18 protein-coding genes are annotated in these 24,007 nt (G+C 34.4%); 15 read left to right on the top strand and 3 right to left on the bottom strand.

Features of this window, described 5'->3' with window-relative positions:
• Nucleotides 1-53 precede the first annotated feature (53 nt).
• Genes E0W69_RS14460 through E0W69_RS14450 form a run of 3 tightly spaced genes read left to right on the top strand, consistent with a single transcriptional unit; the run spans nt 54 to nt 5,914 of the window.
• Entirely contained in the window at nt 54-3,230 is a 3,177-nt protein-coding gene (locus E0W69_RS14460; RefSeq protein ID WP_225321272.1) for a SusC/RagA family TonB-linked outer membrane protein, read from the top strand.
• Between the two features lie 10 nt (nt 3,231-3,240).
• Nucleotides 3,241-5,013, top strand: coding sequence for a RagB/SusD family nutrient uptake outer membrane protein (locus E0W69_RS14455; protein ID WP_131330768.1), 1,773 nt, complete (start codon nt 3,241-3,243; stop codon nt 5,011-5,013).
• A gap of 25 nt (nt 5,014-5,038) precedes the next feature.
• Nucleotides 5,039-5,914 carry an endonuclease/exonuclease/phosphatase family protein gene (locus E0W69_RS14450; protein ID WP_131330767.1) on the top strand — a complete coding sequence of 292 codons (876 nt, stop codon included), beginning with the start codon at nt 5,039-5,041 and terminating at the stop codon, nt 5,912-5,914.
• A gap of 65 nt (nt 5,915-5,979) precedes the next feature.
• Here E0W69_RS14450 and E0W69_RS14445 read toward each other — a convergent pair whose 3' ends face one another.
• A complete protein-coding gene (locus tag E0W69_RS14445; RefSeq protein WP_131330766.1) occupies nt 5,980-6,774 on the bottom strand; it encodes an alpha/beta hydrolase family esterase in 795 nt (264 codons plus the stop codon).
• Nucleotides 6,775-7,263: 489 nt separating this feature from the next.
• Between E0W69_RS14445 and E0W69_RS14440 the strand changes: the two genes are divergently transcribed.
• From E0W69_RS14440 to E0W69_RS14430, 3 genes are read left to right on the top strand one after another with little or no spacing between them, the layout of a single operon-like run.
• Complete coding sequence (locus E0W69_RS14440; RefSeq protein ID WP_131330765.1) at nt 7,264-10,431, top strand: SusC/RagA family TonB-linked outer membrane protein; 3,168 nt, start codon at nt 7,264-7,266, stop codon at nt 10,429-10,431.
• A 19-nt stretch (nt 10,432-10,450) separates the two neighbouring features.
• Nucleotides 10,451-12,013: a SusD/RagB family nutrient-binding outer membrane lipoprotein gene (locus E0W69_RS14435; protein ID WP_131330764.1), complete on the top strand. Its 1,563-nt coding sequence runs from the start codon at nt 10,451-10,453 to the stop codon at nt 12,011-12,013.
• A gap of 7 nt (nt 12,014-12,020) precedes the next feature.
• Nucleotides 12,021-12,590: a DUF1735 domain-containing protein gene (locus E0W69_RS14430; RefSeq protein WP_131330763.1), complete on the top strand. Its 570-nt coding sequence runs from the start codon at nt 12,021-12,023 to the stop codon at nt 12,588-12,590.
• Nucleotides 12,591-12,838: 248 nt separating this feature from the next.
• Here E0W69_RS14430 and E0W69_RS14425 read toward each other — a convergent pair whose 3' ends face one another.
• On the bottom strand, nt 12,839-14,017 hold the full coding sequence (locus tag E0W69_RS14425; RefSeq protein ID WP_131330762.1) for a TlpA disulfide reductase family protein: 1,179 nt from the start codon (nt 14,015-14,017) through the stop codon (nt 12,839-12,841).
• A gap of 129 nt (nt 14,018-14,146) precedes the next feature.
• Here E0W69_RS14425 and E0W69_RS14420 point away from each other — a divergent pair, with 129 nt between their 5' ends.
• From E0W69_RS14420 to E0W69_RS14380, 9 genes are all read left to right on the top strand, one after another.
• Nucleotides 14,147-15,037, top strand: a complete 891-nt coding sequence (locus tag E0W69_RS14420) for a cupin-like domain-containing protein (RefSeq protein ID WP_131330761.1) — start codon at nt 14,147-14,149, stop codon at nt 15,035-15,037.
• Nucleotides 15,038-15,109: 72 nt separating this feature from the next.
• The gene (locus tag E0W69_RS14415; RefSeq protein WP_131330760.1) at nt 15,110-15,943 is read left to right on the top strand and encodes a sulfite exporter TauE/SafE family protein; all 834 of its coding nucleotides are present in this window, start codon (nt 15,110-15,112) and stop codon (nt 15,941-15,943) included.
• A 3-nt stretch (nt 15,944-15,946) separates the two neighbouring features.
• Entirely contained in the window at nt 15,947-16,333 is a 387-nt protein-coding gene (locus E0W69_RS14410; protein WP_131330759.1) for a DUF1634 domain-containing protein, read from the top strand.
• A 116-nt stretch (nt 16,334-16,449) separates the two neighbouring features.
• On the top strand, nt 16,450-17,574 hold the full coding sequence (gene atpB / locus E0W69_RS14405; RefSeq protein WP_131330758.1) for a F0F1 ATP synthase subunit A: 1,125 nt from the start codon (nt 16,450-16,452) through the stop codon (nt 17,572-17,574).
• 61 nt (nt 17,575-17,635) lie between these two features.
• On the top strand, nt 17,636-17,878 hold the full coding sequence (gene atpE / locus E0W69_RS14400; RefSeq protein ID WP_191967859.1) for an ATP synthase F0 subunit C: 243 nt from the start codon (nt 17,636-17,638) through the stop codon (nt 17,876-17,878).
• A 97-nt stretch (nt 17,879-17,975) separates the two neighbouring features.
• Nucleotides 17,976-18,470: a F0F1 ATP synthase subunit B gene (gene atpF, locus E0W69_RS14395; protein WP_131330756.1), complete on the top strand. Its 495-nt coding sequence runs from the start codon at nt 17,976-17,978 to the stop codon at nt 18,468-18,470.
• A 46-nt stretch (nt 18,471-18,516) separates the two neighbouring features.
• Complete coding sequence (gene atpH, locus E0W69_RS14390; protein ID WP_131330755.1) at nt 18,517-19,077, top strand: ATP synthase F1 subunit delta; 561 nt, start codon at nt 18,517-18,519, stop codon at nt 19,075-19,077.
• Nucleotides 19,078-19,124: 47 nt separating this feature from the next.
• On the top strand, nt 19,125-20,702 hold the full coding sequence (atpA, locus tag E0W69_RS14385; RefSeq protein ID WP_131330754.1) for a F0F1 ATP synthase subunit alpha: 1,578 nt from the start codon (nt 19,125-19,127) through the stop codon (nt 20,700-20,702).
• A 135-nt stretch (nt 20,703-20,837) separates the two neighbouring features.
• Nucleotides 20,838-21,941: a metallophosphoesterase gene (locus tag E0W69_RS14380; protein ID WP_131330753.1), complete on the top strand. Its 1,104-nt coding sequence runs from the start codon at nt 20,838-20,840 to the stop codon at nt 21,939-21,941.
• Here the strand turns inward: E0W69_RS14380 and E0W69_RS14375 are convergent.
• On the bottom strand, nt 21,926-23,980 hold the full coding sequence (locus tag E0W69_RS14375; RefSeq protein WP_131330752.1) for a thioredoxin domain-containing protein: 2,055 nt from the start codon (nt 23,978-23,980) through the stop codon (nt 21,926-21,928). The two genes, E0W69_RS14380 and E0W69_RS14375, sit on opposite strands and share 16 nt — an antisense overlap.
• Nucleotides 23,981-24,007 lie beyond the last annotated feature (27 nt).

The raw sequence follows: 24,007 nt of genomic DNA, 5'->3' as shown, positions 1-24,007 counted from the left end.
CTCTGTTATGGATATTTGGGTCGATTTGTCTTTATGGGCAGGCTCAGAAAAATATGTCTATTCATGGCACTATTGTGAATGAAAAAGGAGAACCGATTTCCGCCGCATCTGTAATAGCTACGGATGCGATGACTTTAAAAGAATTATTTGGAAATACAGATAGTTTGGGGCAGTTTATTATTCAAAATGGACTAAATGATCATACCTATAATTTTAAAGCATTCTATGTAGGTTATGATACGGGTAAGTTTAATGGATTACATTTAAAAGAAGATCAAGATAATTCTATTTTTATCAGACTTACTCCAAATAAAAAAACAAATTTGGATGAAGTTGTGGTGGTTGGTTATGGAACGCAAAGGAAGGGTAATTTGACTGGTGCTGTTTCTCAAATAAGTGGTGCAGTATTAGAAAATAGGTCATTGTCTAATGTAACTCAAGGATTACAAGGACAAATTCCTAATTTGAATTTAGTAATGGGGGATGGAAAGCCAACTCAATCTCCTGCATTTAATGTAAGAGGTAATACCTCTATTGGTCAAGGTGGAAGTGCTCTTGTATTAATTGATGGAGTGCAAGGAGATCCTAGTTTGCTTAATCCGAATGATGTTGCTTCTGTTACGGTATTGAAAGATGCCTCCTCTGCTGCTGTATACGGTGCGCGTGCTGCATTTGGTGTGGTATTAATCACGACAAAGACACCAAAGAAAGGCCGTATCAGTATCACATACTCAAGTGATTACTCTTCTAAAAGTCCATCTAAAATACCAGATGTTGTCAGTGATGGATATCAATATGCATCTAGTTTTTCCTCTGCATGGAGTGGATGGAATGACTACAACTCTTTGCCTTCTTCAATGAACAAAACTCAGAAGTTCTCACAAGATTATTTAGATCAATTGAAGATTCATGATGAAGATCCTAGTTTGCCAAAAGTAGGTACGGATGCTAGTGGTAACTATGTATACTATGGCAATACCAATTGGTATGATATTTTATACAAAAAGCATTTAGGTGCTATGAGCCAAAATCTTTCCATTAATGGGAGCTCTGACAAGGTGAGCTATTATTTGACAGGAAGATACTATGGTCAAGATGGATTGTTTAGATATAATTCAGATAATTATCACATGTATAACTTGACGGGAAAAGGTACTATTCAAGCTACTGCTTGGTTGCAAATAACTAATACTATGCAGTACTCTAATAGGTTTTATCACATGCCTATGAATTCAGGTGAAAGTGGAGATATATGGAGGGAATTAGCAGATGAAGGACACCCAACTTCAATGTTATATAATCCAGATGGATCATTGACCTATTCTGCGGCATATACAGTAGGAGACTTTGTGTATGGAAAAAATCATATCAATACAACTTCTCAATTTTTAAAGAATACAACAGGGTTTGTTGCGAATCTTTTGAAAAACCAACTATCTATTAGAGGTGATTTTACTTTTCAAAATACAACGCAAAATCTAGATCAAGTTACCGTACAGGTTCCATACAATAGTGCAGATGGTGTAACCTCTTATGTTGGGTCTGCAACTAACTATATCAAGGTGGAAAACCAAAAAAACAATTATCTCGCAGCCAACTTATATGCTGATTATGAGAAAAAATTGTCTGGCGGTCATACTTTTAAATTGTTGTTAGGGTATAACTATGAACAATCGACTACAGATACGATGTCTGTTCAACGAAATGGTATTTTGTATCCAGATGCAACTAATATAAATCTAGCTTCAGGTAGTGCCATTACAACAGCTGGAATGTATTCTAAATGGGCTATTTTGGGAGGCTTTTACAGATTGAATTATAACTATAAAAATAAATATTTAGTTGAGATGGATGGCCGGTATGACGGTTCTTCTAAATTTCCTAATAATCAACGTTTTGGATTCTTTCCATCTGCATCTGCTGCATGGCATATCTCTAATGAAAATTTTTGGAAAGTGTCCTCCAAATTTATTTCGGATTTAAAATTAAGAGGTTCCTTAGGTGCATTGGGTAATGGTAATGTTAATCCTTATACTTACACAGAAAATTTTGTATTATCTCAATCGGGTAGAGTAATATTGGGAAACAAATCTCAAAAAACGAGTTCTCCTAATGTACTGCCAAGTGGTTTGACTTGGGAAAAAGCAATAACTGCAGATATCGGGTTGGATGCACAATTTTTGAATAATAGATTGTCATTTACTGCGGATATTTATAGACGTACTACCAAAAATATGTTTACAGTAGGACCAACTTTGCCTGATGTCTTCGGTGCAAGTTCTCCTTATGGAAATTATGCAGATTTAAGAACGGATGGATTTGAATTTAATATTGGATGGAATGATTATTTCAATATCTCTAATAGTCCATTCCATTATAATATTGCGTTTTGGATGTCTGATTACCAAGCTACAATCACTAGATATAATAATGTAACTGGGACATTAACAGATTATTATGTTGGTGAAAAATTAGGTTCTGTTTGGGGCTATACCAATGATGGTTATTGGACTGCTGCAAATGTGAGTCAGGCAGCAGCAATGCAATCACGTTTCAAAGCATCTAATTCTGGAACATGGTTGCCTGGTGATATTAAATTTAAAGACCTAAATGGAGATGGTGTAATCAATAATGGAACAAATACAGTAAATAATCATGGCGATTTATCCATTATTGGAAATACAACTCCAAGATATTCCTTTGGATTTAAACTAGGTGGTGATTACAAAGGATTTTTTGTAAATGCTTTCTTTATGGGCGTATTAAAACAAAATTGGTGGCCTGGAGCTGAAGCGGATAATTTTTGGGGACAATATAATAGACCGTATAATTATTTAATGCAATCTCAGGTAGGTAACATGTGGTCAGAAGATAATCCTAATGCCTATTTTCCAAGATTACGTGGTTATGTAGCTCAAAACTCTGCGGGAGAATTGTATGTCAAACAATCCAAATATCTACAAAATGTACGCTATATAAAATTGAAAAATCTGCAAGTAGGGTATAATGTAAATAAAGAAATGATGAAAAAGCTTCCCTTCCAAAGTGCAAGAATCTATTTCAGTGGTGAAAATCTTTGGTCTGCATCCCCATTATATAAACATATGAAAGCTATTGATGTCGAAAATATTGGAGGCTCTGATGCGGATCTTACAGATGGTAGTTATGGTAATGGTAATAATTATCCAATGCTAAAAAGTTATACGGTTGGTATTTTGTTATCATTCTAAAATTAAAACAATGCGAAAAAATAATTTAATTCAATATCTTTTGATCTTAGGAATATCGTTGCTCACATTTTCATGTACTAAAAATTTAGATCAACAGCCTGAAAGTACAGCTACCAAAGATGCAATCTTCGGCAGTGAAAGTGGATTGTCAACCTATGCTCTTTCTTTTTATGATATGTTGCCTTCTATAGGTGATCCATTTCGGACAGATTGTAATATATCCGACTATGGAGCAACTAGTTCTATCCCTACTTATCTTACATCCAATGGCTACACCGCTGATAATGCAACTGGCTGGGACTGGACCAATCTAAGAAATGTCAACTATTTTATTGAAAATTGTACTAATACTGCAGTTTCTGAATCTGTTAGAGAAAATTATATAGGGATAGCTAGATTTTTTAGAGCTTATTTTTATTTTGATAAGATGAAACAGTTTGGGGATGTGCCTTGGTATAGTACCCCAATTGCTTCAGATGATTCAACGGATTTATATAAACCTAGAGACTCTCGTACATTAATCATGGACTCTATTATTGCTGATTTGGAGTATGCGGGTCAACATATAACTACAGATCAAGAGTCAACTAGAAGTACTATTACAAAATGGGTAGTATACGGTTATTTGTCCAGATTTTGTTTGTTTGAAGGTACGTTTAGAAAATATCATACTTCATTTGGTCTTACAGGTGGTGCAGATTCCTTATTACAAAAAGCCGCAGCCGCAGCCGATACAGTAATTCAATCCGGTGCTTATAGTATATATGGATCTGATAGTACCTCGTACAGAACATTATTTACAAGTTCTGCTCCTGTGACAAGTGAGATTATGTTAGCTGACGTAACAAGCTCCGCATTGTCAGTTTACAATGATGCAAACTGGTACTTTAATAGTTCTACTTATGGAACCCGTTTTAGTTTTATCAAAAAATTTATCAATACTTATTTAAATATTGATGGATCTAGATTTACGGATAAAAATGGATATGACACAATTCCTTTTATAAGAGAGATGCAAAATCGTGATTGGCGTTTGCAACAAACAGTAAGGGGATTAAATTATACAGTTACAAGTAATGGTGCAAATCCTACCAAAACGGCCCCAGATTTCTCCTATGTCTATACTGGATATCAACCTATTAAATGGGTGTTAGATGATACAAAATATAATAATGCCGCATTAAATACTAATAGTATCTCCTTAATGCGTTATGCAGAGATTCTATTAAATTATGCAGAGGCTAAAGCCGAATTGGGTACGATTACTTCTACAGATTGGGCAAGTACTATAGGGAAAATAAGAGCAAGAGCTGGTATTACAGATGGCTTGAGTAATCTTCCAACGGTTGTAGATTCTTATTTGCAAACAAATTATTATCCAGATATTACAGATCCAACAATCATGGAAATACGCAGAGAACGTGGTATTGAATTAGCCTTAGAAGGATTTAGATTTGCAGATTTAGTACGTTGGGATGAAGGGGCTGATCTTACCAATACGTGGGATGGTATGTATGTTCCTTCTGTGGGAACTCCGATGGATCTAAATGGAGATGGTCAAAATGATGTTTGTTTTTACATTACCGCTCCAACTACGCAAGAAACAGGGGTAAGTTATATAGATGTCTCAGGTAGTAGCATTATGTTAGATAACAAGACCTATGGCCATTTACTTTGGTTGCCTAATACGTCTAAAATATGGGCAGATTATAAATATCTTTACCCAATTCCTACAACAGTTTTACAGAAGAATAAATATTTAGTTCAAAATACAGGTTGGTAGTTTAACAATAAAAATTAAGTAATACATGAAAAAATTATTCTTAGCAATGTGTTTCTCTGTAGCTATGATGTCTATGGTAGAAGTAAATGCTCAAAAATTAAATTTGGCGACATACAACCTTCGTAATGCCAATAAAGAAGATTCTACCGATGGTAACGGTTGGGGTAAAAGATTTCCAGTAATTGCAAATATGGTCAAATATTATGGCTTTGATATTTGGGGTACGCAAGAAGGAAAATCTTGGCAATTACAAGATTTAATAAATCAATTGCCTGATTATTCTTATATAGGTATTGGTCGAGATGACGGTAAAAAAGAGGGTGAATACTCCGCTATATTTTATAATAAAAAGAAAATTACAGTTGTAGAAAGTGGTAATTTTTGGTTATCACAAGATACAACTAAGCCCAATAAAGGCTGGGATGCAGTTTTGCCAAGGATTTGTACTTGGGGTAAATTTAAATTGATTAAGAGCGGAAAGGAATTTTATATGTTTAATTTACACATGGATCATATTGGCGTTGTAGCTCGTGCGGAAAGTTCTAAATTGATACTCGCAAAAATCAAAAATATGAAAGTTAAAATTCCCATTGTATTAACTGGTGATTTTAATGTGAACCAAAGTAGTGAAAGCTTTTTGTTATTGGATAAGTCAAATGTTTTGAAAGATTCCTATAGGTTGACTAACAATAAGCTCGCAAGTGCTGGGACTTATAATGGATTTGGTAACAATCTGCATAAGGATGAAAGAATTGATCATATATTTTTGTCAGATGCGTGGAAGGTCAATGCTTATGGTATCTTGACGGATGGATATGTTGATAAAGATGAAAAATCTGGTAAATATTTGATGCGCTATCCTTCAGATCATTTTCCTGTACTAACAAAATTATCTTTCTAGATTAAATCTCTCTTATTAGTAAAACGCGATTTCTATATTAGAAATCGCGTTTTGTTTTTTATATATCAATTGCAAGATTTGAAAAAATCTACAACAGATTGTAGTGATTCTTGAGGATAGATATGTCCTTTGTCGTGTATATATACTTCTACAGGAGTATTTGTTTTTGATGGATATAGAAATACATTTTTATTGAGCATTTCAGCATTATCGCTACAACTATTCAATTTTTTTAGCAAATTGATTTCCATTTTTTGCCATGCAGGTTTGACTAATGGATCTTTTGTTCCCATGATTTGCATAACTGGTTTAGGGGAAAGTGGTATTTTAATTTGAAAAGATAATCCGGCGGAAGATGCAACGGCTGCAATTTTATTTCCACGCATCGCCCAAAGTAAATACGCAAAACTACCGCCATTAGAATGTCCTGTTACAAAGACTCGATTTGTGTCAACGTGAAAATTTGATTTTAAAGAATCTAATATTTGATCAAAAAAATGGATGTCTCGATCTTGCATATCTCCTTGGTTTTGTTGCCAGCCAGAAAACCTTCCTTGTCTATCAACGAGCCCACCTGGTGTATTTAATCCCTGCGGAACGACCAAAATAGCCTCTGGCCATAAGGTTCTAAAATCATGGGTTTGAAGCATCGTTTCCATATTTCCCCCATGTCCGTGGAAAAGGAAAATTATAGGAGCATCTTGCGTAGTTGCTAAATTAGGGATATACACTAGAGCCTTTCGTGTTATTCCATCGACGGTCCATGATTTCATTTGAGTAGATCCTGTTATTTGCGCAAACAAGTTATTTATACCAGAAAATAACAGAACAATCAAGAGGTATTTAGATATTTTAAACATAAATGAATAATTATTAAGGTTGAAATTACACAATTATAAATCACTGCATTAATAATAGTTAGCTTGTTTCTTGTGTAGATAATATACTAAATAGATGAGTTTAGTTATTTATTTTGATTTTATGTAGTTTAATAGACTTTTTATATAGTCTATAGGCTATGAAATTCGAGAAATTTTCTGTTAACAATTTGTTTCTGCTTTGTTAACGATTAGATATATAGTATGCTATTAGTTTTGAGATGAATATTTAACAAAAAAATAATTTTTTAGAAGCGATTTAAACTTTTTATTAACTTTTGAGTCTGTTAAACTATAAAACTTTATTTAGCTACTAAATTGATACTATAAATATTATAGAACACAATACGAAAAAATAATTTTAATCATTTCCATTAAATAGGTTCAATGGGTGTGTGACTAGAATATTAATACATTCTAGCATTAGGACTCTTTTTTACATTTTTCTTTTTTTATTAATAAAATTGACACATGAGGATTCAAAAAGGAATAATTCGGGCGCTTATGCCCTTGGGGTTGTTCGTTAGTATCGGTGCTTTCGCTCAAAAGAAGGAGATTACGGGTACTGTGTATTCAGGTAAGGATAGTCTTCCCTTAGTGGGCGCTTCCATTACTATTCCCGGTACTTCCATTGGTGCTGCTACTAATGAGCAAGGACAATTTACCATTCAGGTACCGAATTCAATGTCCCACATTCTAATCACAACTATGGGATATGATTCGAAAAAATTATCTATTAATGATTTGGCCAAATTATCTAAGATTTACCTCCGAGAAAATTTAGATACGGCTATGAATGAAGTAGTTGTTACTGCTGCTGGTGTAAGAGTAAAAAAAATTCAGCAAGGTTTTACCTCTACTACAATTGGTTCTAAATCAATAAACCAAGCTAGACCAACTTCTTTAGCTAGTGCATTGGCTGGTAAAGTTCCAGGCTTACAAGTGATGGCAACAAGTGGAGGCGTTAATCCTAGTTATAGGATTACTTTACGTGGTGCTAGATCACTAACAGGTAATAATGAACCATTATTGATTTTGGATAATACTATAGTAACATTTGAAATGTTAAGTAATATTAATCCTGAAGATATTGATAATGTGAACGTTTTAAATGGTTCTGGTGCCGTGGCACTATATGGTTCTCAAGCGTCTAATGGTGCATTGATTGTGACTACAAAAAGAGCTAAAAATGGGACATCTTCCATACATTTAGATAACACATTAACCTTTGAGCATGTTGCCTATATGCCTAAAATGCAAACGGAATATGGACAAGGTGGATCTGGATATGGTACAGATAGTAATGGTGAGCCATTTTATTCTCCTGTAGAAAACGAATCTTATGGACCTAAATTTGACGGAAGTACAAAGGATATTGGTTATGCATTGGAAAATGGTGATCAATTGACTGGACCTTATTCTTACTTTAAAGATCGAAGCAAGTTCTGGCAGACAGGGGTTTCTAATCAAACCAATTTCTCCTTATCTTCTGCTGATGATAAGTCATCTACCTATATCTCAGGTCAATTTTTAAAGTCGTCAACGACTATTGCTTGGGACAAATTTTCTCGTGCGTCTATTCGTTTGAATGGTAGTAGAAAAATTGGAAATTCTAACAAGGTCTCTATCAATTATAATGTAGGATATACTGCGAATAGATACAATACTACCTCTGCAGGTTCTTCTGTTTATGACAGTTATTTGAATATGCCTGGTAATATTCCTATTACTATGTTTAAAGATTGGCAGAATAACGAATATGCCAATCCTAATGGCTACTATAATCCATGGTATCAAAATCCCTACTTTCAGGCGGCAAATAATAGAGCTATTCAAGGCAATGATTATTTGACTGGAAGTTTTGAAATTCATTATAAACCTTTGCATTGGTTGGAAATTATGTCTAATACAGGGTATACAATGAGATCTTATACGGATCATGCCTATACCAATTCTTTTGACTATACCGACTATGCAAAAACTATTAGTGGTGGTTCTAAAACGAATATAACTGGTAGCGATAATGAAGGAAGTTTATATCAAGATCAGATCGTTCAGAATTTAAAAGCACTGGCCAATACGCATATCGGTGATGTAACCATCAATGCTATAGTTGGTGCTTCTGTACAACATGATTATCAAAAGAATTTAAATGCTGCTATTAATGGATTGGTTCAAAGTGGTCTTTACAATTTGGCTAATACATTAAATTTCCCTTCCGCTTCAAATAGTCAATATCAAGCTAATCAAATTGGTGCTTATTATGATGTTCAGTTGGGATACAAAGATTATTTATTCTTACACACTACGGGTCGTCAAGATAGAGTTTCTGTTTTGGATCCAGATAATCGCACTTTCTTTTATCCTTCTGTTGATGCCTCTTACGTATTGACTAAAGCGGTGAAAGCATTCCAAAATATTAATTGGCTAAATAACTGGAAAATTAGAGCGAGCTGGTCTAAAGTAGGTCAAGTTAATCTAGGTCCATTAGCTAATCCGTTTGGTGCATATTCCTTACTGCCAGTATATTCTCAAGGTGGAGGTTATCCATATAATGGTGTAGCAGGTTATCAAGTAAGTAGTAGTTTAGTACAGGCTGATTTAAAGCCAGAGTTTACAAAAGGTTGGGAAGCTGGTACTGACTTTAGTTTATTTCATGGTTTTGCTACTGGTAGTATTACGTATTTCTCCACACGTACTACGAATCAAACAGTTACTACAAGTATTTCAAACGCTACAGGATTTAGTAGTTTATTGACAAATGCAGGTAAAGTGGCTAGCCAAGGTTTGGAAACGCAATTAACAATTGTACCGGTTGATAACGCTACTTGGACAGTCTCATTGTCAGGTAACTATACTTATAACAATAATAAGGTTCTTGCTATTCCTAATGGTTTGCAAAATTTACAATTGAGTTCATCAGGTACTGCAGGATCCTATGCTATTCCTGGTTATCAATTTCCTGAAATTATGGGATATGATTATGAAAGACATAATGGTAAAGTTGTCGTAGATTCTAAAACTGGTATGCCTGAAGTAAACCCAAATATCGTAGCTTTGGGTAATGCAAATGCAAGAAATATAATTGGTTTTACTCCATCATTTAGGTATAAGGCTTTTACGTTAAATGCAACTATTGAATATCGTGGAGGTTATAAGAGATTTAATAACCTAGGACCTGATATGGATTGGTCTGGTATGGGTATCCGTACTGTAGAATTTAATAGACAAAGATTTGTATTCCCTAATTCTACTTATCAAAATGCCTCTGGTGCTTGGGTAGATAATAATTCGGTAGTAATTGCGGAAAATGGTAATGGTAATGGTGGTTTTTGGACTGATGCAACCGAAAATATGAATGTGACATCCAACTATGTAACTAATGGAGCATTTTGGAAAGTTAGAGAAGTTAGTCTAGTATATACAGTTCCTCAATCTTTCTTAGAAAAAACAAAAACATTTAAGTCTGCTTCAATAAGTTTTGTAGGTAGAAATCTATTCTTGTGGATGCCTAAGGATAATATTTACACTGATCCTGATTTTAGTGACGGCGGTACAACTAGTAATGGTATTGGATTGACTGGTTTTGAATATCCACCTTCTCGTTATTATGGATTTAATATTTCTCTAAATTTCTAAATAAATTATTACAACTATAATGAAGAATAAATTTTTATTAACAATAGGGTTTATTGGTATGATAGGAGTATCGTGTAATAAATTACTAAATATTAATACCAATCCTAATGCAACTACAACATCTAGTCCAGATTTAGTTTTGCCATTGGCGATAACAAATACAGCTAGTTTAGTGTCATCGCTCAATGATTACGGTGGTCAAACGGTTGGATACATGGCTAATGCTGGTGGATATGGTGGCTTTGGTGCCACTTGGACTTATAATTATCCAACAACGCAAGGAAATGGTTATTGGGCATCAGGTTATAGTATTTTAGAAAATTTGCAGTCAATAATCAATATTTCTGAAGGAAATGATAGTTATACCTATTATGGCGCAGCTGCAAGAATTTTAAAATCATACGTGTATGAAATGTTAGTAGATGAATTCAACAACATTCCCTATTCTGATGCATTGAAAGGTAGTAGCTATGTAACTCCAAAATATGATGATGCTGCATCTATTTATGTGTCATTGGCAAATAATATAGACTCGGCAATTACCGAAATAAATTCAGCCACTACTGGTGTAACTTCCTTTACAAGTGGTACTGATCCTCTTTTTTCAGGTAATATGACTTATTGGAAACAATTTGCGAATACTCTGAAATTAAGATTAATTATCAGAGCCTCAAGTGCTACTACATTTTCTAATACGACCTTTACAACTGATGGATTTTTGGCAGATGATGCTATAGTAAATCCTGGTTATAAGTTAGCAACAGGGGAGGTTAATCCATCTTGGGGTACTTGGGTGGCTAGTTACACTGGGTCTGCTGGATTAAGAGATTATAATCCGACATATTATATTATGGGATATTATAATGGAGCGAAACTAAGTGATAGTGCGCGTGGTGCTGCGATATTCTATAATTTTCCTAAAACACCAGTTAATCAAATGGGCGTAAGCTCTGGTACGATTGCTAATTCTCCGGCAACTGCAGGTGCATGGTATTCTGGTACAGGAAGTGGTACAGGATTAGGTAATGCTATTGGAGTAATGAAAGGTCCAAATATGGGAGAACCCTTAATGTTATTAGCCGAATCTGATTTCTTACAAGCGGAAGCGGATGTTAGAGGTATTTTGACGCAAGACGCAAAGTCTGATTTTAATAAGGGGATAGCCGCATCATTTAACTATCTATACAAATTACCAACTAATATATTGGAAAGTGGTTTAGATCCTGCAGCGGATGCGACAAGTTATATTACTAAAAATAGTACTAGCTATTTGGCTAATTTTGATATAGCTACGACAACCGCAGAAAAGATTGAGGCAATTATTACGCAAAAATATATTGCTTTAGATTTTATTAATGGTGCTGAGGCATGGAACGAATATAGAAGAACTGGTTACCCTGCGACATCAACTACTGTTACTAACAATGCAGTATATTCATTTGCATCTACACAATCTCAGGCTACCCGTCCGGATCATTTACCAACAAGATTGCCTTATCCATCTACAGAGTATTCCCTTAATTCTAGTAATGTACCATCTGATATTAGTGTTTATACATCATTAATTTTCTGGGCTAAATAATTAAAATATGAAAATTCTAAGTTTAAATAAAATTATGTTTTTGGCATTAGGGAGTGTTGTTTTCAGTTTAACCTCTTGCCTTAAAGATACAGATGCTCCTAGTATGAGTAGTACATCAGGGTCGAATGAAGTTGTAATGTTTCAAGATAATGGAGGCTCTGATGGTCAAGGCGTTAATGGAAATTTACCCATTTATCCGCAATATGATTTTCCCGATCTTACTTTAACGAACGATACGACAGGTTTTGATGCAATAGTGATGGTAGGTGGTCCTACCGGAACGGCACCACAAGATGTTAATTTAACATTAGGAGTAGATACCGCAAGTTTGCGTGCTTTCAATACAGATCAAGGTAGTTCCTACACTTGTCCTGATAGCAGTACCTATAGCTTTTCTACAAGTGTAACAATTAAAAAAGGTCAGGCACAAGCTTACGCACATATTACCATTCGTCCTAATTCTAAATTTGATTATAGTGCTAGTTATGCAATACCGTTGAAGATTTTAACAACTAATTATGCTACGATTAGTACCAATTTTGGGGTAGAAATAAATTCATTCTCTGTTTCCAAATAAGTAGAGGATTTTATAGCAATCTCTTTATAAAAACAATTATTTATTGATTTATATCAATTTCAATCGTTTGCGTAAAGAGATTGTTGTATTTAATTTAAGATTCATTAACTTTATAATACTAAAGTTAATTGCTTAAATGTTTAAAGTGTTTGGTCTAGATATATCTATATTTGGACCATTTTTTTTACAAATCAAAAGGGTTCGGAATGTTTTCATTCCGAACCCTTTTGATTTGTAATTAATAATCTTTATTTAAAAATTCCTGCAAGTGTTTTTTGTAATTCTTCACCGCGTATATTTTTTGCAACAATATTACCGTTAGGATCTACCAATATATTCTGAGGAATGGATTGGATACCATACAATTTGCCTACTGCATTATTCCAACCTTGTAAGTCTGAAACATGATTCCATGTTAAATGATCTGCGTGTATAGCTCCTAACCAAGCTTCTTTTGTTGTTCTTGTATTTCCTCCGTCAAAAGAAACGCCTAAAATGGTAAAGTTTTTATCTTTATATTTATTAAAGGCTTCTACAACATTTGGATTCTCCCCTCTACATGGTCCACACCAGCTTGCCCAAAAATCGACTAATACATATTTCCCTTTGAAGTCGGATAATTTTACTGGATTACCTAAAGTATCATTTTGTGTAAAATCAATTGCCGGTTGTCCAATCTGAGTAGATTTTGCCAAAGCCAACTTTTCTCCAATAGTCTTACCTGATGGTAACGCTTTTAATGTAGGACTCAATGCCTCGTACAATGGGTTGATTGTTGGATAGTCTACACTGTAACCAATATAGTCTTGCAAAAATGTAAGTGCTACTGGGCTGGTTTTTGCTTTTGAAATGATAAAAGGTTTAATTGTGTTTTCTTTAAATGCAGTTTGTAAAGAATCAAATTTTTCACCAATAGCTTCCGCTTTTGCTTTATCATTTTGTTGTGATGCAACTTTATATTCTTCCATTAAAGGTTTCAACTCTGTGTTGTTGAATGCTTTTTGTTTTGCATTAATATCTGCATAATCTTTTTGGAAGGCATTTTCATGAATGATTTTTGCTCCAGCAATTGAGTCGTCTGTTACAATTTCTGTAGATCCAGGCGTTAAATAAAAGGTAAAATAATCTTTTGGTTTAAGACGACTATTAGGATCGGAGTTTTCTGGGCGGAACATAAGATAAGCAACCGCAGGTTCTTCCAATTTCTTTTTAAAATGTAATTTGCCATCAATAATGGTACTACTATCTTGATCTCTTCCAATTGCTAAAAAATATTTCCCAGCCTTGTCTGTCAATTTACTCACGTTGACCGTTACAATACCTTCACCGGCATACAATGTATTTTTAATTGCTATTGTAGGCTTTTTTTGTGCATGGACACTTCCCAATACCAGAAGTGAGTAAATTGATGTCTTTAAATGTTTCATTATAAATCTTTATTAATTATTGATTGGCAAGTTACAAAAAATTATAAATGATATATTTACAAGTATGCTCTATGGAATATGTCTAAAAAAATTACGTATAATTTTGTCAAATGTTAGAATGTAGTTACTATGATTTTAAATAAAGTAGATACAGTTGGGACCATTTCGCCTTCAGATTTTAAAGAAATTTATTATCGACATAATAAACCTGTCGTAATAAAGAACTTATCACACAATTGGTCAGCTTTTCATAAATGGAATTGGAATTATTTAAAAGAAATGGCAGGGACAGAAAAAGTGGGTATATATAATAATGTAAAGAGCGATGCGTATACACCCATTAATAAAGCGGATGATTATACAACTTTTGGAGAATACATTGATATGATCCGACAAGGTCCTGCGGCGTGGCGTATATTTTTATTTAATGTATTTAGTAAAGCCCCTCAGATGAAAAATGATTTTACCTGGCCTGATGAATTAATGCGTGGTTTTGTAAAAACAATGCCGATGTTATTCGTTGGGGGAGAAGGGGCAATAACGCATATGCATTTTGATATTGATTTAAGTCATATTTTGCATACGCAATTTGCCGGAAGAAAACGTGTTTTATTGTTTCCACATGAGGAAGAGCACAAATTGTATCGAAAGCCATTTGAAGTGTTAAGTATGGCAGATTTTTCTAATTATTATGATTTGAAAAAAAGCAAAATTGATTATGTAAAATTTCCCGCATTGAAATATGCAAAAGGATATGATGTTATATTAGAACCAGGAGATACATTATTTATGCCTGGTGGATATTGGCATCATATGGAATATTTGGAAAGTGGATTTGCGATGAGTTTAAGAGCGTTGAATACCTCTTTTTTCGGTAAATTACATGGTGTGTGGAATTTGGTGGGAATGCGTAACATAGATACCTTAATGAAAAAAACAATTCCTGTAAAATGGTATAATTGGAAGTTAACAAAATTAAGTGCTGATGCGCATCATGCTATTGCACAAATGAATGTATAGAGATTAGTAGACCAAATTAGTCTATTGTTAAATATTATCTTTGTTTAAATACTTTATTATTAAATAAAAAGAATGGACGTATATCAATTTACCTTACTTGTCTTTTTTGGTGCGGTGTCTGCAGGATTGATAGGTTCTCTCACCGGTTTAGGTGGTGGTGTTATCATCATTCCTTTATTGACTGTCCTGCTGGGGGTCGATTTACATTATGCAATTGGTACAGCATTGGTTTCAGTGATTGCCACCTCTTCTGGCTCAGCTGCCGCTTATGTACGAGAAGGGATTACCAATATTCGTATGGGAATGTTTTTAGAAATTGCTACAACTATCGGTGCAGTTTTGGGTACGGTCATTGCCGCATTTGCTCCTGCAAATTTAGTGGCAATACTTTTTGGATTTGTATTGATTTTTAATGGACTTAATTCTTTACGCAAGAAAGCCGAACATGTACAAATTACTTCTAGTAAAGCCGCTACTTGGTTAAAGTTGCCATCCTCTTACCCAACTAAAGAAGGTCCAGTGGCTTATGGTATTAAAAATGTAGGAGGAGGCTTTTCAATGATGTCTGTGGCTGGAATTTTATCTGGATTGTTAGGTATCGGTTCTGGTGCATTCAAAGTAATAGCCATGGATAATATAATGAAGGTTCCATTTAAAGTGTCTACGACAACAAGTAATTTTATGATGGGCGTAACCGCTACAGCGTCGGCATTTGTTTATTTACAAAGGGGATATATAGAACCTGGCCTATGTATGCCTGTCGTAATTGGCGTTTTAATAGGCGCAATGTTAGGTGCAAAAATATTGGTAAAAAGTAATCCAAAGAAATTACGTTTATTCTTTTCGGTAGTGATATTGTTATTGGCTATCAACATGATATATAACGGATTTAATCACAAATTTTAAAAGATGGCACGTATTAAAGACTCCAATATTCAGACCGCCATTGGTAATGTTTTACGATATGGCGTTTATCTTTCCTTAGCAGTTTCATTAATTGGTGGTATCTTTTATTTGAAAGATCATGGTTCAGAAAAAGTCGCAAGTAAATACGCTCATTTCATTGAGAAGGACGATAGTTTTTTTGATTATTTAACCAATGTATTTAAAGGTATTGGGAATTTGCATGGAGAAGAAATTGTGAAATTGGGTATAATCGTTTTGATAATTACTCCAACTATTAGAGTTATATTCTCCCTGCTTGGATTTATTTTGGAAAAAGACAAACTGTATATCGTTATTACATTAATTGTTTTATTAATAATTGGTATTAGTGTGGCAGGAGGTTTGGGTTAATGGGCAAGTTAAGATTTTCTTTGTTAAGATATTTATAACTTTCTGTATAATTTTTCTGCTGTAAAATCTTTTTTTATACTTAGTCTATGTATCTTTGCGCCAAATTTTTCAAAGGTATGACTTCAAAAGGCTTGAAACGCTTATTGGTATTGGTTTTCACGGTATTTTCCGTGTTTCATCTAAATCTTGTAAATGCGCAAGAAAAGCAAGAAAGTAAGGAAAAAGAGGCTTATAATGCCGGAAAATCTATAATTAATCACGTATTGGATGCGCACCAGTTCCATATATTAAGTTTTGGAAAGGCGCATTTTGGTTTGCCTTTGCCAATTATTTTATTTTCTCCAGAGAAAGGATTGGTTGTTTTTTCTGCTTCACATATTGAAGAAGGAGAAACGTATAAAGGATTTAAATTTTCTGATGAAGAAGGTAGTTCTCTTGTAGGTGCTCATGAAGATGGATCTGTTGATTCAACTATTGTAGTATATTCTTCTTTAATGTCTTTTAGTAAACCTCTTCCAACAGGTGTTACTACTAAATATTATGATTTCTCTGTAACTAAAGGTGCTGCACAATTAATATTTGCTTCTGTATTATTAATTGTCATCATGTTATCCGTTGCTAAAAAATACAAAAAAACAGGTGCGAATAAAGCGCCAAGTGGTTTCCAAAATGCAGTTGAGCCAGTTATCACTTTCGTAAGAGATGATGTTGCAAAAACTTATTTGGGACACAATTATGAAAGATATATGCCTTTCTTATTGACGGTATTTTTCTTTATCTTAATTAATAACTTATTGGGGTTGATCCCAGGATCAGCTAACGTATCTGGTAATATTGCATTTACCTTTGTATTGGCAATTATCGCGTTTATTGTGATTGTGTTCAGCACAAATGGTAAATTCTGGGGACACGTATTTTGGTTCCCTGGTGTACCAGTTCCTGTAAAAATATTAATGATTCCAGTAGAATTATTAGGTATGGTTATTCGTCCCGCGGCTTTGATGATTCGTCTTTTTGCGAACATGACAGCAGGACACATCGTAATTTTGAGTTTTATTTCCTTAATATTTATATTCGGACAAATGTCTCCAGTCGCTGGTTATGGTTTTTCACCAGTATCTATTCTATTCGTCATCTTTATGGATTGCGTAGAGTTATTGGTTGCATTTATCCAAGCGTTCATCTTCACCAATCTTACTGCAGTATTTATCAGTCAATCTATTGTTGAGGATCATCATTAATATTAAGTAACCAAGACATTTATTCAAATTTTTTATTTTTATTTTTTAAACAACAATTGGTATGTTAAACACATTGTTACAAGCTGTTAGTTCAGCTCCTGTAGGTGGAGCAATCGGTGCAGGTATTGCTGCAATCGGTGCTGGTATTGGTATTGGTATGATCGGTAAAAGCGCATGTGAAAGCATCGCTCGTCAACCAGAAGCTGCTAGCGATATCCGTGGTAGCATGATCTTGACTGCTGCGTTCATCGAGGGTGTTGCCCTTTTCGCAGTTATCGCAGGTTTATTAGCAGTATTGAAATAATTACTGCAAAATTTTTGCCGTATCAAAGCACAGGGCGGAGATACGGTAAATTTTTACTTTTTTCAGCTTATTCTTACAAAAGAAGAAAAAATATAATATGGAATTATTAAATCCTGGATTAGGTATCGTTCTTTACTCTTTGATCGCTTTCGTGATTGTATTGCTTATTTTAAGAGCTGCTGCATGGAAACCCATCTTGAAGACGTTAAATGAACGTGAATCTGGAATCGCAGATGCTCTTGCAGCAGCTGAAAAAGCAAAGTCTGAAATGGCTAGCTTGAAATCTGAAAACGAAGCATTATTGGCAAAAGCAATCGAAGAAAGAGCAAATCTTTTGAAAGATGCAAATGCTAGTAAAGAGCGTATCATTTCCGAAGCACAAACAGAAGGTCAACGTGTAAAAGAACAATTGATCTCTGAAGCACAACAAGCGATTACCGCACAAAAAAATGCAGCTATTGCTGATGTAAAAAATCAAGTAGGTAGCATCGCATTGGAAATTGCTCAAAAAGTAATCGGTAGAGAATTGGCTGATAAAAGCCAACAAGAAAATTATATTAACCAATTGACTTCTGAAATTAAATTGAACTAATTTCTCCTGTAATTGGATAATTTTACAACTAGAATTTTAAAACAGAATGCGTAATCCTCGTTTAGCTAATGTATATGCAAAAAGCTTGATTGAATTTGCCCAACAGCAAAATCAATTAGATGCGGCTTATACGGATATGCAATATATCATTGAACTTTGCAAAGCTAGTAAAGAATTTGACTATGTTTTGGCGAGTCCAATCATCAGTGAAGACAAAAAACTTGCCGCTGTATCTGCAGTCGTTAAGGCGAATGTTTCACAACAAAGTTGGGCATTTATAACTTTGGTTTTAAAGAAAAATCGCGCCAATTATTTAGCTCAAATCGCTGGGGCTTATGTAGAGCAATACAACAAATTAAAAGGTATCCACGAGGTATCTTTGACTACGGCATTGCCGATAGATGCTGCATTGCAAAACAGTATTATTGATAAATTAAAGCAAGAAGCAGGATTCAAAAGCATACAATTGACTTCTAAAATTGATCCGTCTATCATTGGTGGTTTCATATTAGAATTTAATAATAATCTAATTGATGCTAGTGTATCTAAGAAATTGAATGATTTGAAATTGATTTTTCAAAACAATAATTTAGTAGCAGCTATTTAATATATTTCTTAAAATTATTTCCAAAAGGAAAGTATAAACTATAAAATATGGCAGAGATTAAGCCTGATGAAATTTCCGCAATATTAAGGCAGCAATTAAGCGGCTTTGATACAACTACGGAATTAGAAGAGGTAGGAACTGTATTACAAGTGGGTGATGGTATCGCTCGTGTTTACGGTTTGAATAACGTATCTTCTGGTGAATTGGTTGAGTTTGAAAATGGTGTAAAAGCTATTGCCTTAAACCTTGAAGCTGAAAATGTGGGTGTGGTATTGATGGGTGAAGGTGACGCTATCAAAGAAGGTGATAAAGTTAAAAGAACTGGTCAGATCGCTTCTATCAAAGCTGGTGACGGTCTTTTAGGTCGTGTTGTAAATACATTAGGTCAACCTATCGATGGTAAAGGTCCAATCGTAGGAGAAACTTATGAAATGCCTATCGAGCGTAAAGCTCCTGGTGTTATCTTCCGTGAGCCAGTAAAAGAACCATTGCAAACTGGTATCAAAGCAATTGATGCGATGATTCCAATCGGTCGTGGACAACGTGAGTTGATTATTGGTGACCGTCAAGTAGGTAAAACTGCTATTTGTATTGATACTATTATCAACCAAAAAGAATTTTTCGAAGCTGGTAAACCAGTTTATTGTATATATGTTGCCATTGGACAAAAAGCGTCTACTGTTGCATCTGTAATGAAAACATTGGAAGAAAATGGTGCAATGCCTTATACGGTTATCGTATCTGCTACTGCATCTGAACCAGCTCCATTACAATTCTACGCTCCATTTGCTGGTGCAGCGATTGGTGAGTTCTTCCGTGATAGGGGTTTGCCTGCATTGATCATTTATGATGATTTATCCAAACAAGCAGTTGCATATCGTGAGGTGTCTTTGTTACTTCGTCGTCCTCCTGGTCGTGAAGCATATCCTGGAGACGTATTCTATTTGCATAGCCGTTTGTTAGAAAGAGCTGCGAAAGTCATCAATAATGATGAAATCGCTAAGAATATGAACGATTTACCAGAATCAATGAAACATCTTGTAAAAGGTGGTGGTAGCTTAACAGCCTTACCAATCATTGAAACACAAGCTGGTGACGTGGGTGCGTATATTCCTACAAATGTTATCTCCATCACAGATGGTCAGGTATTCTTGGAAAGTAACTTGTTTAACTCTGGTATCCGTCCAGCGATCAACGTAGGTATCTCCGTAAGTCGTGTAGGTGGTAGCGCTCAGATTAAATCCATGAAAAAAGTTGCTGGTACTTTGAAATTGGACCAAGCGATGTATCGTGAATTGGAAGCGTTTTCTAAATTTGGTGGAGACTTAGATCCTGCAACTAAATTAGTTTTGGATAAAGGTGCTCGTAACGTGGAAATTTTGAAACAAGCGCAGTTCTCTCCATATACTGTTGAGAAACAAGTTGCGATGATCTATTTAGGTACAAAAGGTTTATTGCGTGAAGTTCCTGTAAATAAAGTAAGAGATTTTGAAAAACAATTCTTGATGGAAATGGATTCAAAATTACCTGATGTATTAGCAGATTTCAAAGCGGGTAAATTACCTGATGATGGTATTAAGAAAATGGTTAATTTGGCAAAAGAATTATTTCCTTTGTTTAAATAAGGAATAATTATTCAAATATTTAAAAAGCCCACAAGTTTACTTGTGGGCTTTTTTATGTTATTATATTGTTTCTAAATATTACAATTATGTAACTACAATTATATTTCAAGTATTTTTATAGGAGAAAAGGAAAGTATGAGTGTGTTTGGAAATGTAATGAGATTTTTACTACGAAAGCCCGCATTGGCGATTAGTAAACTATTTGGAGCCAATCCAAAAGAAGGAGAGGTTTTCGCCGCTTTGGATAAATTGTATTCAACCTCTCAAAATGATAACGCTGAGAATTGTATCAGTTTGAATGTTAGACCAAATGATTTAGTGGTTATTTTTAGTGATCAACATAAAGGGAATGGAAATGGTGCGGATGATTTTGTGTCTGCAGAGAAAAATTATATTGCTGCATTGGAGTACTATAATCGGTTAGATGCTTCATTCATTAATTTAGGAGATTGTGAAGAACTATGGAAATTTCCACTTCAATCTGTAGAAAAAGGACATCCCAATGCTTTCAAAATTGAAAGAGAATTTGTTCAAAAAAATAAACTATTCAAAGTATTTGGCAATCATGATTTGTATTGGAGTTTGATTCATAATGCTAATATCAATTTAAAGAAACTATACTATCAAAATTTTCCTATTTATGAAGCCGTACGTTTAAATGTACAAATAGAAGACAATGGACGATTGACTATTTTTTGTGCACATGGACATCAAGGCGATAAACAAAGTGACGGTAATCCTTTAAGTCGTTGGTTTGTATCTTCAGTTTGGGGGCCTTTGCAAGCATTTTTACAAATAAATATAAATAGTCCTGCAAGTTCTCAATGGCTAAAATCTGTGCATAATTCGATTATGTATAATTGGAGTAAAAATAAGGAGAAAATGATTTTAATAACGGGACATACACATCAACCCGTATTCAAATCATTAACACATATAGAGCGACTATACTTGCAGTTATTTCGTGCAAAGGAAAAAAACGATACGGATGCCATCTCTCAAATTATGAATGAAATACCTTACCGTGCAAAGGACAATGATATTTTGAGTAGCGAATTTATGACGATGAAACCTTCTTATTTCAATACCGGTTGCTGTTGCTACTCTGATGGTACGATTACCGGTATCGAAATACAAGAAGGAAAGATTCGACTAGTGAAATGGCATTATGTAGATGGCGTACCTACTCGAACGATTGCTGAAGAGGAATCTTTGAAAAATGTTTATGCCGAAGTATAGTTAGGTAATATTTGTTTAAATGCTTCTATTGTTTTGACGGGAGTTTTGCAATTATAGTTTTCGCATAAATAAATTAAAGTTTCATCCTTTGTTGATTTGTCTGCTAAAAGTGGATATTTATTAATTCCTGTTATCGCACCAAATAATATTTTATTTGGGATGTAGATTTCATTGATATTTCTTATAACAGATTTATAGTTTTCTCCTACTATAGCGATTTCATTATATCCTTTGGTAATTGTTTGTAATAACAAAGCCCATTGTCCAAATGAAATGGGATAATGTACAATCCCGCCGCCAATGGATAATAACATTTGAGCGGCGCGCTCTTTCCATTCTTTTTTGTCTAATGCATTTCCTAAATAATTCAAATTGGTTGCCATGATGGCATTGCCTGAGGCGGTTGCACTATCGTAAATGTCTTTTTTTCTGAGAACTATATCGGTTTGACTTTTGGATGTATAGAAAAATAGCGTACTCAAAGAACTAAAATTTTTCTCTACATATCCTACCCATTTTATAGCCTTATTCAAATATTCCAAATGGTTAGTGGATTCGTGTAAATGAATATAACAGTCGATGAGCGATGCATAATCATCTAAAAAAGCAAATATTTTTCCCGAATTGTTTTTCCAACTATGTAACCATTGATCATTTTGAATAAAATTATTTTCCAAGAAATCCATAGACAGAATTGCTTGCTCAATATATTTTTCGTTTTTTAAAACATTTCCAGCTTGGCACAGCGCTTTGATCATTAAAGCATTCCAATATAAAATGAATTTGTCATCTGTTGCCGGTCTGATTCTTTTATTTCTAACCGATAGTAATTTATCCGAACAAACACGAATCTTCATCTCTAAATCCTCTAATGGAATTCCTAATTGAACTACAAATTTTTCTAAACGTTCCGGCTTCCATAGGATATTTGTATGCTCCCAATTTCCTTCTTCCCATATATCAAAAATTTTACAGAACATATCCGTATCTTCTCCTAAAACGTCCGCAATATCTTTACGTGTCCAAGTGTAAAATTTCCCTTCAATACCTTCACTATCTGCATCAATAGAACTATAAAATCCGTTATTTTCTGACCTCAATTCTGCGTTTATAAATGCAATGCTTTGCTCAATAATACATTTATAGTTTTTATTTTTGGTTAATGCATATGCCTCACTTAGTGTAGATATAAATAATGCGTTATCGTATAACATTTTTTCAAAATGGGGTGCTTGCCATTTTTTGTCTGTACTATAACGTGAAATGCCACCTCTAATCTGATCGTAAATGCCACCAGCAATCATTTTATCCAAGCTGAAAGTTGCTGCATTTAATGCGGACACATCTTGACTATAATAATAATGTCGTAATTCGTAAAGAAGAGAAAACGTTTGTAAAAATTTAGGTGCTTGAGAAAAACCGCCCCATTCACTATCAAAGACACGTTGAATCTCGTCATGTAAAGCATCTAAATGTTCTTGTGAAAATATCCCAGGATTGGAACGAGGAGTACCGATTGTATTGGCCGTTTGTAAATGTTGCATCAAATTATTTGCTTGTAGATCAACGGTATCCTTTCGATTGTAAAAAGCATCATGAATCGTTGCCAATAATTCTGTCCAACTCAGACGATTATACATTCTTTGTGGCGGAAAATAGGTGCCTCCATAAAAAGGTTTTAATTCGGGAGTGAGGAATACATTCAAAGGCCAACCTCCATTGCCATTCATGGCTTGTAGCGCATCCATATATATTTGATCCAGATCAGGACGTTCCTCGCGATCGACCTTTATATTGATAAACCAATCATTCATTATGTGAGCGGTTTCTTCATTTTCAAAACTCTCATGCGCCATGACATGACACCAATGGCAGGCTGCATAACCTATGCTTAATAATATCGGTTTATTCTCTGTTTTTGCTTTTTCTAATGCTTCCTCGCCCCAAGGATACCAGTTTACCGGATTATGCGCATGTTGCAATAGATATGGGCTAGATTCATCTACTAACTTATTTGTATATTTATTTTCCGTGGACATATATCAAGTTTGTCATTTATACAAAGA

The organism is Rhizosphaericola mali (assembly GCF_004337365.2).
Taxonomy (GTDB): domain Bacteria; phylum Bacteroidota; class Bacteroidia; order Chitinophagales; family Chitinophagaceae; genus Rhizosphaericola; species Rhizosphaericola mali.
Note: the sequence above shows the minus strand (reverse complement) of the source record. Positions and strands in the feature narration are given on the sequence as shown.